The organism is Candidatus Tisiphia endosymbiont of Dascillus cervinus (assembly GCF_964026405.1).
Taxonomy (GTDB): domain Bacteria; phylum Pseudomonadota; class Alphaproteobacteria; order Rickettsiales; family Rickettsiaceae; genus Tisiphia.
Map to the genome: position 1 here is coordinate 1,177,913 of NZ_OZ032146.1, position 16,525 is coordinate 1,194,437.

Annotated in this window: 16 protein-coding genes; 15 read left to right on the forward strand and 1 reads right to left on the reverse strand. The window is 34.4% G+C overall.

Translation table 11 applies throughout. The annotated features are described in order from the left end of the window. Nucleotides 1–24 precede the first annotated feature (24 nt). The 6 genes from AAGD19_RS05730 (at nt 25) to AAGD19_RS05755 (ending at nt 4,462) form a co-directional block, all read left to right on the forward strand. A complete protein-coding gene (locus tag AAGD19_RS05730; protein WP_341747510.1) occupies nt 25–639 on the forward strand; it encodes a 50S ribosomal protein L25/general stress protein Ctc in 615 nt (204 codons plus the stop codon). A 329-nt stretch (nt 640–968) separates the two neighbouring features. Beyond that, nucleotides 969–1,550, forward strand: a complete 582-nt coding sequence (gene pth, locus AAGD19_RS05735; protein ID WP_341747511.1) for an aminoacyl-tRNA hydrolase — start codon at nt 969–971, stop codon at nt 1,548–1,550. Nucleotides 1,551–1,611: 61 nt separating this feature from the next. Then, complete coding sequence (locus AAGD19_RS05740; protein WP_341747512.1) at nt 1,612–1,977, forward strand: GNAT family N-acetyltransferase; 366 nt, start codon at nt 1,612–1,614, stop codon at nt 1,975–1,977. Beyond that, entirely contained in the window at nt 1,974–3,071 is a 1,098-nt protein-coding gene (gene ychF / locus AAGD19_RS05745) for a redox-regulated ATPase YchF (protein WP_341747513.1), read from the forward strand. Before AAGD19_RS05740 ends, ychF begins: the two co-directional genes overlap by 4 nt. Before the next feature lie 14 nt (nt 3,072–3,085). Next, complete coding sequence (locus AAGD19_RS05750; protein WP_341747514.1) at nt 3,086–3,754, forward strand: glutathione S-transferase family protein; 669 nt, start codon at nt 3,086–3,088, stop codon at nt 3,752–3,754. Nucleotides 3,755–3,820: 66 nt separating this feature from the next. Next, nucleotides 3,821–4,462 carry a hypothetical protein gene (locus AAGD19_RS05755; RefSeq protein ID WP_341747515.1) on the forward strand — a complete coding sequence of 214 codons (642 nt, stop codon included), beginning with the start codon at nt 3,821–3,823 and terminating at the stop codon, nt 4,460–4,462. A gap of 425 nt (nt 4,463–4,887) precedes the next feature. Here the strand turns inward: AAGD19_RS05755 and AAGD19_RS05760 are convergent, their stop codons facing one another. After that, on the reverse strand, nt 4,888–5,889 hold the full coding sequence (locus tag AAGD19_RS05760) for a uracil-DNA glycosylase family protein (protein ID WP_410520838.1): 1,002 nt from the start codon (nt 5,887–5,889) through the stop codon (nt 4,888–4,890). Nucleotides 5,890–5,919: 30 nt separating this feature from the next. Between AAGD19_RS05760 and AAGD19_RS05765 the strand changes: the two genes are divergently transcribed. The 9 genes from AAGD19_RS05765 to AAGD19_RS05810 all read left to right on the forward strand — a co-directional run bounded on the left by AAGD19_RS05765 (nt 5,920) and on the right by AAGD19_RS05810 (nt 16,504). Then, complete coding sequence (locus AAGD19_RS05765; RefSeq protein ID WP_341747517.1) at nt 5,920–6,858, forward strand: RluA family pseudouridine synthase; 939 nt, start codon at nt 5,920–5,922, stop codon at nt 6,856–6,858. Then, entirely contained in the window at nt 6,855–7,730 is an 876-nt protein-coding gene (gene prmC / locus AAGD19_RS05770) for a peptide chain release factor N(5)-glutamine methyltransferase (RefSeq protein ID WP_341747518.1), read from the forward strand. The genes AAGD19_RS05765 and prmC overlap by 4 nt, the downstream gene beginning before the upstream one ends. A 237-nt stretch (nt 7,731–7,967) precedes the next feature. After that, nucleotides 7,968–8,429, forward strand: a complete 462-nt coding sequence (locus AAGD19_RS05780; RefSeq protein WP_341747519.1) for a DNA polymerase III subunit chi — start codon at nt 7,968–7,970, stop codon at nt 8,427–8,429. 381 nt (nt 8,430–8,810) lie between these two features. Further along, nucleotides 8,811–9,692, forward strand: coding sequence for a glycine--tRNA ligase subunit alpha (locus AAGD19_RS05785; RefSeq protein WP_341747520.1), 882 nt, complete (start codon nt 8,811–8,813; stop codon nt 9,690–9,692). Nucleotides 9,693–9,736: 44 nt separating this feature from the next. Next, nucleotides 9,737–11,851, forward strand: coding sequence for a glycine--tRNA ligase subunit beta (gene glyS / locus AAGD19_RS05790; protein WP_341748483.1), 2,115 nt, complete (start codon nt 9,737–9,739; stop codon nt 11,849–11,851). Nucleotides 11,852–12,061: 210 nt separating this feature from the next. Then, nucleotides 12,062–13,012 (forward strand): L-threonylcarbamoyladenylate synthase, encoded by a 951-nt coding sequence (locus AAGD19_RS05795; protein WP_341747521.1) that lies wholly within the window; start codon nt 12,062–12,064, stop codon nt 13,010–13,012. After that, nucleotides 13,009–13,920, forward strand: coding sequence for a signal recognition particle-docking protein FtsY (gene ftsY / locus AAGD19_RS05800; RefSeq protein WP_341747522.1), 912 nt, complete (start codon nt 13,009–13,011; stop codon nt 13,918–13,920). Before AAGD19_RS05795 ends, ftsY begins: the two co-directional genes overlap by 4 nt. A gap of 355 nt (nt 13,921–14,275) precedes the next feature. Next, on the forward strand, nt 14,276–15,268 hold the full coding sequence (locus tag AAGD19_RS05805) for a Fic family protein (protein ID WP_341747523.1): 993 nt from the start codon (nt 14,276–14,278) through the stop codon (nt 15,266–15,268). A gap of 12 nt (nt 15,269–15,280) precedes the next feature. Beyond that, nucleotides 15,281–16,504, forward strand: a complete 1,224-nt coding sequence (locus AAGD19_RS05810; protein ID WP_341747524.1) for a CCA tRNA nucleotidyltransferase — start codon at nt 15,281–15,283, stop codon at nt 16,502–16,504. Nucleotides 16,505–16,525 lie beyond the last annotated feature (21 nt).

The window sequence follows — 16,525 nt, forward strand, 5'->3', positions numbered from 1 at the left end:
TTTAAAAGCTCTTAGGAGAAAAAGATGAGTGAACTATTAGAACTTGCAGCAGAAATGCGGGAGAAATTTGGTACGGGAGTCGCAAGAGATCTACGTAGGAAAGGTATGGTTCCAGCCATAGTTTATGGAGCAGGTAAAGAAGTATTAGCCGTTTCTATCGAGGAAAAAGAGATAACTAAGCATTATAGAAAACCCGGTTTTATCTCTACAGTTATTCAAATTAAAGTGGGTAGTAAAACGCATAAAGTGTTACCAAAGGCTGTAGAATTGCATCCTATCACTGACATAGTTAGGCATGTTGACTTTGTCCATTTAGAGGAAAAAACCCAAAGAATGGAAGTACCGGTAGTCTATGAGGGTAAAGAAAGAGCTTTGGGAGTTAAAAGAGGTGGATTCTTCAATATAATAAAAAGAACTATAACTCTTTTATGTGATGTCAATAATATACCTAAAAATATTAATATTGATGTTACCAACATGCATATCGGTCAGTCTTTAAAAGCAAAAAGCATTAAACTCCCTGAAGGAGTCCAGCTAGCTAGTAAAAATGATTTTATTATGGCTACTATAATTGGTCGTAAGGGTAGTAAGTCAGAAGATGAAGAAGCTGCAACTGAGGAAGTGAAGCCGGCAAAGTAGTTGTTTTTGAAGCTATAAGGGTACTATGTCTTGGATATCACCCACAACTGTTGAAAGTTAAAAATCGTCTATTAGCGAGGAGACCGTAGGTCGACGAAGCCCATATGACAAGTTTCATGGATTGCCACGCTCACGTACGTTCGCTCGCTAATAGACGGTTTAAGCCTTACAACACTGCTTCGCTAATAGACGATTTTTTAACTTTCAACAGTTGTGGGTCGAGGTGCTAGGCGTACATATAGTATGTGAACACCGCAGATATTGGATAATGACAACACAATTCTTGATTTTCATCGAGTATACAAATCGCTCTCTAATGATATTATAATATGCTTAAATCTGAAGACAAAGGATATATACTTGTTGTAGGTTTGGGCAATATAGGCAAAGGGTATCAAAATACTCGCCATAATGTTGGCTTCATAGCTATTGATTATTTATCAGAATATTATAAAATTTCTTGGAATACCAAAGTTAAATTTCATGCAGAACTTGCACAAGGGACAATAGAGGGACATAAATTACTATTAGCAAAGCCTCTGACTTACATGAATCTGTCCGGTAAAGCAGTACAAGCAATATGTTCTTACTATAATATCAAACCACCAAATATTTTCGTTTTACATGATGATATAGATTTAGAAACTGGTAGAATAAAATATAAATTGGCTGGTGGTAGTGGTGGGCATAATGGTTTAAAATCATTGGATCAGTGTGTAGGAAATGATTATCACCGTATCAGAATCGGGGTAGGAAGACCAGTAGCTAATGGTGATGTATCTGATTACGTCTTATCTGCTTTTTCTAAAGAAGAGTATAAAATTATTGTTAATTCCATTGAGGTAATAATTAATAATTTCCGTTTATTGCTTTCAGGTGAAATGGAAGAGTTTAAAAGGAGCATCGTTTAAATATGAAACAACAATTAACTTGTGTCTATGCAGATGACATGGATCACAATATTCAAAGATAATGCAGGATGGGTTAGATGAACTTGCTAAAAACAAGAAGGATCTTGATGCTGTCCAATCTTTTTCCTTCTCGTGTTTTGATAATAATAAAAACTTTGTTGCTGGTATAAAAGGTATACTTATGTATGGTTGTTTATACGTTGATACGTTATGGGTTTCTGAAGATTCTCGAGGTCAGAATTATGGTACTTTGCTAATGTCCAAGGCAGAAAATCTAGCACGAAAGCGTAATTGTAAATTTATGACTTTAAATACTACCGATTGGCAGGCCAGACCATTTTATGAAAAATTAGGTTTTAAATTAGAGTTTGTAAGAAGTGGCTATGATAAAGATTCGGAAGCATATTATTTAAGGAAAGATTTATGACACTAAGATGTGGTATTGTTGGTTTACCAAATGTAGGAAAATCAACTTTATTTAATGCTTTAACTTCCAGTGTTGCAGCAGAAGCGGCTAATTATCCTTTCTGCACTATAGAGCCAAATTCTGCTATAGTATCAGTACCGGATGATAGGCTAAATGAGTTGGCAGCTATTGCTAATTCTACTAAAATTATTCCTACTTATATAGAAGTTGTAGATATTGCAGGTTTGGTAAAAGGTGCTAGTAAAGGGGAGGGGCTGGGTAATAAATTCTTATCTCACATACGAGAGGTTGATGCTATTTTGCACGTACTACGTTGTTTTGAAGATATAGATATTACTCATGTGCATAATAAGATCGATCCAATATATGATGCTGAGATAATAGAAACAGAATTAATTTTAGCAGATCTTGAATCGGTAGAAAAACGCTTAACAAATTCTGAGAAACGTTTGAAAACAGGCGATAAAGCTTTAAAAGAGCAAGTAGAATTATTAAAAGAGATTCAAGCAACTCTCGCAATAGGTAAACCAGTTCGTAGCATGCTCAAGACTTATAGTAAAGAGGCTTTAGATCAATTGCAATTATTGACTTCTAAGCCGGTTTTGTATGCTTGTAATGTTTTGGAAAATGATGCAATTACTGGCAATAAATTTACTGATCTTGTAGCAAAAAAAGCTGAAGAAGAAGGGGCAAAACATGTTCTCATCTCATCAAAAATTGAAGCAGATATTGCGGTTTTGGAAAGTAAAGAAGAAAAAATTGAGTTCTTAAATAGTATAGGGCTTGTGGAGACAGGTCTGAGCAAAATTATAAAAGAAATGTATAATTTATTAGATCTAAAAAGCTTTTTTACTGTTGGTCCCAAAGAAACACATGGCTGGACTTTTCGTAATGGTACGCTAGCTCCTCAAGCAGCCGGTATTATTCATACTGATTTTGAGAAAGGTTTTATCCGGGCTGAGGTTATTAGTTATGAAGATTATATAAATTTTAATGGTGAAGTGAAAGCCAAAGAAATGGGTAAAATGCGTTTAGAGGGCAAGGAGTATAAAATGCAGGATGGGGATGTGGTACATTTTAGGTTTAATGTTTAAAGAAGGGTAGTTAATTGAGGAAATTATACCATTATCCTATTTGTCCATTATCACGTCAAGTTCGGGTGTATTTAAAAGAGCTAGATGTGCAGTTTACTATGGTTAAGGAGGATTATTGGCTTCGGGATAAGGAATTCTTGTCTTTAAATCCGGCGGGGACGACACCTGTCTTACAAGAGGCATCCAATTTAATTATAGCAGGAATCTATCCGATCACTGAGTATTTTCATGAAAAATATCCAAATTTTAATTTTATGGACGAAGAATTTGATATTAGATGCGAAATCCGTCGATTACTCAGTTGGTTTAATGAAAAATTTTACCGTGAAGTAACAAAAATTATTATCGATGAAAAAATAGTAAGGTCCTTCTGCCAATTAGGTGGTCCTAGAACCGATTTTCTTAGAGCAGCAAAGACTAATTTGTCACATCATTTAACCTATATGTCCAGTTTATTGGAGCTACGTAGCTTTATTGCCTCAAATTCCTTAAGTTGTGCAGATATAGCTGCTGCCTGTCATATATCGGTTCTAGATTATTTTGGCGAAATTAATTGGGACAAATGGCTGTCTATTCGTCATTGGTATGCAATCATAAAATCTAGACCTAGCTTCCGCCCCTTATTACATGACCAAATACCAGGTTTCACCCCACCACCTTGTTATGCTGATTTAGATTTTTAGTGGTTGCGGTGCAGTTACTTTTATGATAGCTTCTAGGTGAATAGTATAATTAAAATAGAGGATATTATGAGTAAAGGTGACGATAATAATCCAAAAGTGGATTCTCTACCGTCTTATAAGGAAGATGTAACTCAAAAACCAAAAGAAGCCCAAGAACGTTTGTCTGCAGAAGAGCTAAAGAGTCATATAGGAGAAATGCCTAACACTTTTCTAGCTTTGAAACAACTAGAGGATGTACAAAAGAATCTTGAACAAGCCCGTGGGCTTTTTGCTGGTACTACTAGTAAGGCTCTTTCTGGGGTAGAGAAATTAGAATTTGAAAAAGCTGGAGAGGCTTTTGAGAAATTTATGAGTTCATTTGAAAAACTGAGGACATTTGCTGATAGTGTAGATCATAAAAAACCCCTAGACAGCTTGAATGATTCATTAACTCTTACCGGTCGCTTAAAAGATTTCGCCAAAGATCAATTAATGAAAGTTGAAAAAATATTTGAAGGATCAGCTAATGCAGTTAAAAATAATTCAATTTTAAATGCAGTAGGGAATGTGATAAAATCTGCATGTCATGCGGTTGGTACTATAGCTAAAGGTACTTTAAACAATGCGATAGCTACTGGAGAACTTGCCAAAAGTGTTGTTAATCTAGGTGTAGCAATAAAAGATAGCATTGTAGGAAAAGGAGTGAAACAAGCAACTAGGGGTGTTTAGTTTGACATAGTACCCTAACCCGAGTTGCCAATTAATTATACTGGCAAAAGCTATATTTAACGCTGGTTTCATGTGAGGCTCGATACTAAAACATTTTTAATACAAACATATTTCTAAAAAATATAGTTTTTATTAAGTGTTTTAATGTTACAAATTAACTTCAAATGTTCATAAAACCTAGCTCTGCTCTTATAAATTAATTGGCAACTCGGGTTACCCTACATTTTTCTATAATCGTCATAGCAAGGCATCTTTAGATGCCGTGGCGATCTAGGTAAACAGCGAAGCTGTTTTTTTAGAGTAACGCTTCGCGTATCTTGGATTGCCGCGTCGCCGCTTTCAGCGGCTTCTCGCAATGACGCTCGGAAGACCCCTTAACAGTAGTGAAATAAAAATGTAGGGTACTATGGTAGTTTGACAACACCCTATATCCCACTTGTATTGATATATTCATGGATTTTTAGTAAATCATACCAAGTGGTTTTTTTCTGCATTGGTTGTCTAAGCAAATAGGCAGGATGGAAGATAGAAGTGGTTTGAATTGGTTTGCTAAGATACTGATTTGTGTATAAATAATATTCTTGTCTGATTTTACTTATACCAGTATTTTTGCCAAGTAAGCTGGTTGCCGCGACATTTCCCACTAAAACAATTAGTTTTGGGTTTATTAAAGCAATATGTTTCTCAACAAAAGGTCTGCAAATATCTATTTCTTTTTGCGTTGGTTGGCGGTTGGCTGGTGGACGCCAAAATACAGTGTTAGTAATATAAGCGTTATGTTCTCTTGAAATATTGATAGAGGCTAATACATTATCAAGTAACTTACCACTTTCCCCGCAAAATGGTATCCCTTGTGCATCTTCGCTACTACCCGGTGCTTCCCCAATAAACATTATAGAACTTTGTGGATTGCCATCAGCAAATACGGTTTTATTAGCTAATTTCTTTAAACCACAACCATCAAAATCCATTAGTAGTTTTTTTAGTTCTTCTAGGCTGCTAGCTGAGTTAGCCAAAGTTCTAGACAAGGAAATACTGTCATCCTGTTTCTGTGCAGGATATGGATTCCCGCCTGTGCGGGAATGACATGAAGGATTGCGGGAATGATTAGAAATGGATTGCTTCGTCGCCACTAAAGTGCCTTCTCGCAATGACGTGTGGGTAAAAGTACTGTCGTCATTGCGAGGAGGCGTAGCCGACGAAGCAATCCATATAGGGCATGAAGAATTGCGGGAATGACTAAGAGTGTTGGAATGACCAGGACTGTTGGAGCTAGGTAGAGCTGGTGGAATACTAATCGGCTTAGCTTTAATATTAGAATTAATATGTATTTTTTGCTGATTAATAGTTGATTCTGAAAAATAATAATCTATACCAATTGCTTGCAACCATTTTAGTTGGTTGATTTTTTGTGTAAAATGCGTCATTTTATTCATTTAAAAAATATTTCGTAGTAGATGGAAGAATATAACGTACCAAAAAATTTAGATGGGTTTAGACTTGATAAGGCTTTGGTAGGTCTCATCAGTAAAACATCTAGAAGCCAAATTCAGAAGCTCATAAATGGCTTGCAAGTACAAGTTAATGGTTTGATTATTTCTGATTCCGATTTTAAGGTCAAGGAGAATGATCTTATTTCAGTAATTTTTAAAGATCCTGAGCCTTTAACAATGCAGGAAGCTGATATTAAACTTGATATTTTCTATGAAGATGAAGATTTAATGGTTATCAATAAAGCAGCTGGTATGACAGTACATCCTGGTAGTGGAAACCATCATGATACTTTGGTAAATGCTTTGTTACACCATGCAAAATCTTTATCTAGCATAGGAGGGTTAGAAAGACCTGGTATAGTTCATCGTTTAGATAAAGATACATCAGGCTTGATGGTTGTTGCCAAAAATAATTTTGCCCATCAACATCTTGCCAGTCAGATAGAAAGCCGTAATCTTATACGCAAATATAAAGCATTAGTTTGGGGTATTATAAATCCACAACAAGGAATTATTAGAAATAATATCGGAAGAAGCCGTTTGACACGGCAAAAAATGACTATTTTAAAATTTGGTGGCAAAGAGGCAATTACTCATTATAAAACAGAAGAAATATTTTTTGATGGTATTATAAGTATGGTAGAATGTCGACTTACTACTGGTCGAACTCATCAAATCAGAGTGCAGCTGAGTCATTTAAAACATTCTGTGGTAGGAGACCAAACTTATGGTAAGAATAGCAGGAAAGTTAGCCATAATTATAGCATAGTACCACAAAAATTAATGGATTTCAAGAGGCAAGCATTACATTCTTGGTATATAAGTTTTTCCCACCCGGTAAGTGATAAATTATTAGAATTTGAATCACCCCTACCGCCGGATATTATGGAAATAATTGCATGAATATAAAAGAATCCTTAATTTATGTTGCTAGCAAGTTGCAAGTAGTGGGTATTAAATCAGCCAACTTAGAATCACGCATATTGATGCAACATGCGACTGATAAACCTATTGAATATTTATTAGCAAGGTCAGAAGAAGAATTGACGCAACAAGAGCAAATTATTTTTGAGGATTTGGTTAATAGGCGTATATTACTAGAGCCAATAGCCTATATTGTAGGATATAAAGAATTTTATAGTTACCAGTTTATTATAAATGATAAAGTACTTATTCCTCGGCAAGATACTGAGATTATTGTAGATGCAATTTTAAAAAATGTTAAATTAAAGGGTATTGAAACAAATGCCGAGCTAACAATATTGGAGCTTGGTACTGGTAGTGGCTGTATTGCTGTAAGCTTATTATTGGAAATGCTAAATGATAATATCAATGTAACTGCGACTGATATAAGTAACGAAGCTATTATTATTGCTCGTCAAAATGCCATAAAACATAAAGTTATTGATAGATTGAAAATAATTAATAGCAACTGGTTTGATAATCTAGAAAAGCAAGAATTTGATATCATCGTAAGTAATCCACCATATATTTCTTTTGATGATACTGTTTATATGTCTTCTGAGACCCTAAAATATGAACCCCACTTAGCCTTATTTGCTGAAGATAATGGATTAGCTTCATATTACATAATCGCTAAAGAAGCCAAGGGATTTTTAAAACAAAATGGTAAATTATTCTTAGAGATTGGTTTTAATCAATTGACAGCTGTTACAGAAATTTTTATTAGTTATGGTTATACGGTTAAGCAAGTTTATAAGGATTTGGAAGGTAGAGATAGAGGGATTCTAATAACCTCCCCCCATTCGGGATAAAAATTAGTTAATTCTTATCCCGAATTTGCCTATTATACCAATTCCCGAAATTAATTTCTTTTGGTAATTTGTACGTGATACCGGTGCTCAAATCCTCACGTACGTCTTTGTAGGCTGCGGTTTTGTGCTCCGTATCTCCTTCAAATTCCTTAGAATAAATTAATTTCAGGAATTGGTATTACTATGCCTTAAAGCTTTTCGTGTTAGCTATAAGTTTTAAATATTAAGAGAATAACCATGCAACAATTTAGTCTTTATCATACTACCGAAGGATCGCTATATAAAACAACCTGCCTTTTAGTAGAAAAATCTTATCATAGTAATTTAAGGATTGTAGTTTTAACTCCGGATCTTGAGGTACAAGAGTCACTGAATAAGATGATATGGACTTATTCTAGAAAACAGTTTATTCCGCATGGTAGTAAGCTTGATCCATTACCAGAAAAACAACCAGTCTATATTACTCATCAGTTAGAGAATCCTAATCAAGCTACGATTCTAATAATCATGGCTCCATTTGATATACAAGAAATTCTTAATAACAAACACTATGTTGCACATTTTCAAAGAATAATTATAATATATGATGGTTTGGATAATTTAAGTCTAATAGTTAAAGCAATAAATGAACTAACTATTGCAACACCGGTAATTGATTGTTATAAACAGGATTCAATGGGAACATGGAGTAAGATTTAACCATTTCTATCAACTGTACAAGTTTTGTTAACTTAAGCAGCCTCGGTGTTATTCCAGTATAGGCTTTGCTAACGTGAATCAAAAAGCCAACGTAAGTCATGATACCTATAGAACTAAAAACGATGTCATTCCTGCAAAGGTAGCGGAGTCTAAAAAACCCGAGTTGCCAATTAATTATACTGGCAAAAGCTATATTTAACGCTGGTTTCATGTGAGGCTCGATACTAAAACATTTTTAATACAAACATATTTCTAAAAAATATAGTTTTTATTAAGTGTTTTAATGTTACAAATTAACTTCAAATGTTCATAAAACCTAGCTCTGCTCTTATAAATTAATTGGCAACTCGGGTTAAAAAATAAACAAACAAATTTATCAATATGCAAAAATTATCATTTCAACAAATTATTTTGACCTTGCAAAATTACTGGCAAGATTATGGCTGTGCAATTTTGCAGCCATATGACGCTCATGTTGGAGCTGGTACTTTTCACCCTGCTACTGTACTACGAACTCTTGGTAAAAAACCTTGGTTTGTAGCTTACGTTCAACCTTCTCGGCGTCCTCATGATAGTAGATACGCTTTGCATCCTAATAGAATGCAGCATTATTATCAATTTCAGGTTATACTAAAACCCTCTCCTGATGATATACAAGAGCTATATTTAAAGAGTCTTGAATGTCTTGGTATAGATTTGCAAAAACATGATATTAGGTTTGTTGAAGATGATTGGGAGTCTCCTAGTCTCGGTGCTGCTGGGCTTGGTTGGGAAATATGGTGTGACGGTATGGAAGTATCACAATTTACTTATATGCAACAAATAGGTGGTATTGATTGTCGTCCAGTGGCTGGTGAGATTACCTATGGTTTAGAACGTCTGGCACTTTATATACAAGGAATCAATGAGGTAAAAAATCTTGACTGGAATGGTCAGGTTGGAGAAAAGGCTTTAACCTATGGTGAAGTAGATTTTGCCGCTGAAAAACAATTTTCGAAATTTAATTTAGAATTAGCTGACATAGCCATATTATCTCAGCATTTTATTGATAGTGAGAAACAATGTAATGAATTAATCGCTGCAGATTTACCTTTGCCAGCTTATGATTATTGTATTCAAGCTAGTCATCTTTTTAATCTGTTAAATGCCCGGGGGGTAATTAGTGTAACAGAGAGAGCATCTTACATACTCAGGATACGTAATTTGGCAAAAATGTGCTGTAATAAATGGTTAGAACTAGAAGATAAAGAAGAGTTAATATGAGTGAGTTATTATTAGAACTTTTTAGCGAAGAGATACCGGCTTTGATGCAGAAAAATGCAGCGGAAAGCTATAAAACCATATTTACGACAATCTTGCAGGAAAGCGAGCTAGTTGCTGATGTTCAGCTATATGTTGGATCTAGGAGAATTGCTGTACATATTACAAATTTACCAAAATCTATACTACCAAAAGAAATTACCATAAGAGGACCGAAAGTTTCGGCAACGCAGCAGGCTATAGAAGGGTTTTTCCGATCGAATAATATTGAGAAAAATAAATTATCTACGCTATTAGTGCAAGGGCAATTATATTATATAATAGTAAAGAGTACCATAGAAACCGATATACGAGTATTATTGCAAGAGATAATTCCTAAAGCAATTAGTAAGTATATTTGGTCAAAATCTATGTATTGGGGGAATTATGATATAAGTTGGATTAGACCGCTTAGGAATATTTTATGTATATTTGATGGAGAAATACTAGCCATTAAATATGGACATTTGACGGCAAACAATATTACCTTTGGACACAGATTTCTTAGTCCTGAACCGATTACTATAGACAGTTTTTCTGAATACCAGAATAAGCTGCGGGAGAGTAATGTCATTATTGACCAAGCAGAACGTAAGGAGATAATAAAAAGTCAGCTATCAAAAATAGCCAATTCACTTAATTTAGTGATAAAAGAGGATGAGAAATTATTAGAAGAAGTAATAGGGCTAGTAGAGTTGCCAGTTGTTATGGCGGGTAAAATACCCGAGATATTTTTGCAGTTACCTAGTGAAGTACTAGTTAGCTCAATGCGTAGCCACCAGAAATATTTTAGCACTTTTGACCAAGCTGGTAATTTTGCCCCTTATTTTCTTTTTGTTAGTAATATGCGACATGATCAAAATGTTATAATAAGTGGCAACGAAAAAGTACTAGCTGCTAGACTATCTGATGCGTTATATTTTTATCAGCAGGATTTATCTAATAGTTTAGAATCAAAATTGCCAAAGCTTGAGCAGATAACTTTCCATGCAAAGCTTGGCAGTATCAAACAAAAAACAGAGAGAATTGATGATATTTGTAATTATCTAATGCCAGGAAATCAGGATTTACAAGTAGCAGCTAGACTTTGTAAAAGTGACCTAGCAACTGAAATGGTAGGAGAATTTCCTGAACTGCAAGGTATTATGGGATATTATTACGCCAAAGCCGAAGGGTTAAATGATCAGATTGCCTTGGCAATAAGAGATCATTATAAACCACAAGGACCATCGGATAATTTGCCAATGGGAAATAGTGCAATATTGGCGATTGCTGATAAACTGGATAGTTTAGTAGGTTTGATATTAATAGGAGAAGAGCCAAATGGTTCAAGAGACCCTTACTCGCTCAGACGACAAGCATTAGGTATTATTAGGATAATTTTAGCTAGTAAATTAAATATTGATATTAAGGAATTAGTTGCCTATGTAATTCAGCTATACTCTGAAGAAAACATAATGAGTATAGCTAATCCTACTAATGTTACTTCCAATTCACAAACGTCATTGCGAGGAACTACTTTAGTAGCGACGCAGCAATCCAAACAAGTGACTAGAAATGGATTGCTTCGTCGGCTCACTCCTCCTCGCAATGACACAAATCGGGTTAGCGATAATAAAACTAGTCAGATAATTTTAGAGTTCTTAGAAGAACGAGCCAAATATTATTTTAAAAATCACTATGATATATCGTTAATTAATGCGGTGCTTGATTTTGATATTGAAGGAGATTTAGTGATTAGCGAAATAAAGCTCAGTGCTTTACAAAAGTTTCTCGCTGGAGTGGATGGTGAAAATTTATTAACTATTTACAAAAGAGCAAATAATATACTAGAAGGTAGTAATATAGAAGGAGAAGTTGATCAAAAGGCTTTTATTTTACAATATGAACAACAATTATTTTTATCATTAGAAAACGTTTCTAAACAAATAGATCACTATATTGCAGAAAAAGATTTTACTAAAACTCTTAGCCTGTTACTAGAAATATTAAAACCTGTCAATGAGTTTTTTGATAATGTTATGGTCAAAGATCAAGATCATAACATTGCCAATAATCGTTTATTGTTGCTCAGAATGGTTACCCAATTATTTGATAAATTAGCAAAATTTAGTGCTTTATGATTAGTACAAATGAATTAGGTTGGTGTCTTAAACATCATTGTGAGGAGTTGTTTTTCGGTTCAACCGTCATTGCGAGAAGCCACTTTAGTGGCAACGAAGCAATCCAAAAAAGTGATCAGGAATGGATTGCTTCGTCGGCTTCACGTCTCCTCGCAATGACGTTTTGGATTTCTTTGATAATTTTTAAATTGTCATGGGGGTATGCGTAAGGTGAGCGATACATTACGACAGGCTGCTAAATTTATAAAATCTGGCAATGTAGTAGCATTCCCCACAGAAACAGTATATGGACTTGGGGCGGATGCTAGTAACGAACAAGCTTGTCAGAAGATTTTTAAGATAAAAAAGCGTCCAAGCATAAATCCTCTAATTGTTCATGTGGCAACCATGAGCCAAGCTAAAACTATCGGAGAATTTAATGCAGATGCTACTAAGTTAAGTGAGGTATTTTGGCCAGGACCTTTATCGATTGTTGTACCATTAAAAAGTGGGGCAAATATAGCGGAATCAGTATTATCTGGGATGACAACGGTTGCCCTTCGTATACCATCACATAATATTGCTTTGGAGCTAATAAGAAAGTCAGCTACTCCGATAGCAGCCCCTAGTGCTAACCCATCAGGTTATATTAGTAGCACGACTTTACAGCATGTACAGGAACATTTTGCAAATGACCAAGATATTTTTATTTTAGAGGATAATTTAAATGATTGTAAGTGTCAATATGGTATAGAATCAACCATAGTAGATAGTACTACTAATAACTTAACTATTTTGCGAGATGGTTTTATTACGCTGGAAGCGTTAGAGAAGGTCATTGGTAAGAAACTAGATAAAACATCCAGCTTGATGCAAATTAAAGCTCCGGGGATGATGAATAAACATTACTCGCCAAGAGTTAAAGTAAGATTGAATGCAGAGAGTTTAGAAGCTAATGAGGTAGGGCTTAATTTTGCTGATAGTAAGCTTGAGGGTAATTTTTCGCTTAATTTAAGTTTAACCGGAGACTTAATTATCGCTGCTAGCAACTTATTTGCCAGTCTTAGAATATTGGATAATTACGCAGAATTAAATGGATTAGCAATTGCCGTTGCCTCTATCCCAGAGGTTGGTATTGGCGTTGCAATCAATGATCGACTTAAAAGAGCGGCGGTAAAATGACATCTATATTTACTAAATTAAAGCAGGTATTAGTTAATAGTTCAAATAAAATATCTTCGGGCATTGACCAAATATTTTATAAAAAAAAACTAGATGAGCAAACTTTAAATGAATTAGAGGAGTTGTTAATATCTGCAGATATCACAGCCTCTGTGGCAATAGAGCTGGTTGATAAACTAAGAGCTATCAAATTTGATAAAGAAGTAAGTGGTTTGGTAATCAAAGAACAGCTAGCTGACATTATCGGGCAATTATTGGTAAAAACTAGTAAAAATTTTGAATTACATGATAAAAAGCTTAATGTTATCCTAGTTTGCGGTGTTAATGGGTCAGGGAAAACTACGACAATAGGCAAGCTAGCCAGCATTTATCGTAGACAGGGGAAAAAAGTAGCAATTGCTGCTTGTGATACATTTAGGGCTGCTGCTGTTAGTCAATTATCTAGTTGGGCTGATAAAAGTGGTTCAATGTTTATTGCTGGTGAAGAATCAGCTGAGCCTGCTAGTGTTGCTTATCTTGCTATGCAGTCTTCAATAAAAAATGATGTTGATATATTATTTATTGATACAGCTGGGAGGTTACATAACAAGAAGAATTTGATGGAAGAACTTGCCAAAATTGTTAGGGTTATTAAGAAGATTGATGATACAGCTCCTCACCATAGTATATTAGTAATTGATGCGACCACTGGACAGAATGTATATAACCAAGTTGAACAATTTACCGCTATTGCTAACATAACAAGTCTGATAGTCACTAAATTAGACGGTACGGCAAAAGCTGGTGTAGTGGTAGGAGTCGTACAAAAATTCGCCTTACCAGTATGTTTTTTAGGGGTAGGGGAGAAGGTAGACGATCTAAAACCGTTTGATCCGACTGCATTTGCTAATAGTTTAGTAGGGAATTAATTAGTTGCTCCGTCAAAAAGGCTATAGATATAAGAGATGATACATGTTCGTGGTCAAAAATTACATCAAAATCCATAAGATTTTTACCTTATTTTGTTCAAAACCTTATGGATTTTCAGAACTTTATAATTTAACCAAAGAACAATGTTTGTCATTCCTGCGTAGGCAGGAATCTAAAATTGTTCCTAAAAAAACCCGAGGTATTATAGATTCCTGCCTACGCAGGAATGACACCTTTTGCATTTAAATACAGTAGATGTTGTGTTTTTAGACTTTTGACGGATTGACTAATTATTAAATATAGATGATAAAATAATTGTTGAAAAGCATTAAGTGATACTTTATATTTTACTATATGAAATATGACCTACTAGACAACAAAAAAAAGCAACTGGATAGAATCAGACCATTAACTCCAGAGTTGGTTAAAAACTTGGAGCAGTGGTTTAAGGTAGAGTTGACTTATACCAGTAATGCTATTGAGGGTAATACTCTCTCGCGTTTGGAAACTGCTGTGGTAATTGAAAAAGGCTTAACAGTTGGTGGAAAATCGTTAGTAGAACATCTTGAGGCAAAAAATCATGCACAAGCTTTGGACTTAATCCATGAAATACAGCAAAAGAAAATTTGTGAAATTACTGAAAACGATATTTTATCAATTCATGCTCTCATCCTAAAGGGTATCGATGATTATAATGCTGGATATTATAGGCAAGTAGCAGTACGTATTTCAGGTTCAAGGGTAATAATGCCAAATCCAGTAAAAGTACCAAACTTGATGGCAGATTTCATTGCATGGCTAAACTCATCTAAAGATATGCATCCTGCAGCACTTGCAGGAGAAGCACATTATCGACTAGTAACTATCCATCCTTTCTCAGACGGGAATGGTCGAACAGCGCGATTATTGATGAATTTAATTCTAATAATAGCAGGTTATCCACCGGCTATTATTAGACTACAAGAGAGGTTACCTTATGTAACATCTCTAGAAACTGCACAACTTGGTGGTTCAAAAGAAGCCTATGAAAAGATTATATTTAATGCAGTCAATCGTTCTCTTGATATTTATCTTAAAGCAGCAAACTCTGTAAACTCTTCAGATGTAGTATTATCAGAGAAATTATTAAGAATTGGTAAGCTTGCAAAAGCTGTCAGTGAAACTGTGTCAACAATTCGTTTTTGGACTAAGGAAGGCTTGCTTGAAATTGCTGATGTTACTAAATCACGCTATCAGCTTTACCCATCTGAAATGATTGAACAATGTATAGAAATTCAACGATTAAAGAAACAAAAGCTAACACTGAATGAAATCAAGAATATGCTTGTAAATAATGACACAAAATAAGGTGTTTTTATAATGTACATTGTAAAAAAAGAATTATCTATCCAATCACGCTATTACAAAGAAATTTTGTCAATAATTAAACTAGGTGGCGGAGTAGCAAGGATTGTCGGAGGAGCTGTTCGGGATGCTATTCTTGGTGTTGTTAACTACGACATTGATATAGCAACCAATTTATTACCAGAGCAAGTAACAGATATTTTGTCAACAGCCAATATTAATGTTATCCCAACTGGTATAAAATATGGCACAGTTACGGCTTTATTAAATAATAAGAAATTTGAGATTACTACACTTAGAAAAGATATAAAATGTGATGGTAGGCACACAGAAGTTATTTTTACTGATGATTTTATGGAGGATGCTACTAGAAGAGATTTTACTATTAATGCACTAAGCTATTGTCCATTTGAGCATAAAATTTATGATTATTTTGGTGGGATAGATGATTTACGAGAATCTAAGGTAATATTTATCGGACAGCCATTTGAACGAATTGAAGAAGATTTTTTACGTATTTTACGATTCTTCCGTTTTTCCTGTTATTATGCAAGACAGTTAGATCGTAATGGGCTAGATGCCTGTATTAAATTGCAAGAAAATCTTAAATTATTATCAAAGGAACGGGTAAAATGGGAGATGGACAAGTTAATTATCTCAGATAATAGTCCTAATATTTTGCAGCAAATGTTTGATAATGGCATATTGCAAATAATATTGCCAGTGAGCCAGTTTGATAAAAAATATTTGTCAGAAGCAATTAATTTTGGTTCTTTAGAGCCTTACACTAGGTATTCACTTTTATTTTACCACACAAAGAACTTACCACTAAGTGATTTACTAAATTTAAAATTTTCTCGGCAAATCGCCCTCAAAATCATTACTATACTTGGATTTGTTAATAAAGAAATCAACGAATTTACATTACGAGAAATTTGGTGGGAAAATTATGATAAAAATGATGATTATTTGCAGTATATAAGTGTTCTAGTATCATTAGGCAAAGTAGATAGAACGGTAACCAAGAAATTTCTAGATAGATACAGCTCTAAACCCCGTCCAATATTTCCTATAAATGGGCATGACTTACAGAAAATAAATATTCATGGTAAAGATATTGGCACAGTGATAGATAAATTAAAGAAATCTTGGATTGCCAGTGATTTTACACTTAATAAGAATCAATTACTTGAATTAGTTATTTCCGACAGCCTAGGCTCTATTGATAAAATAGTATAATTATCGTATAATAAATTCCTA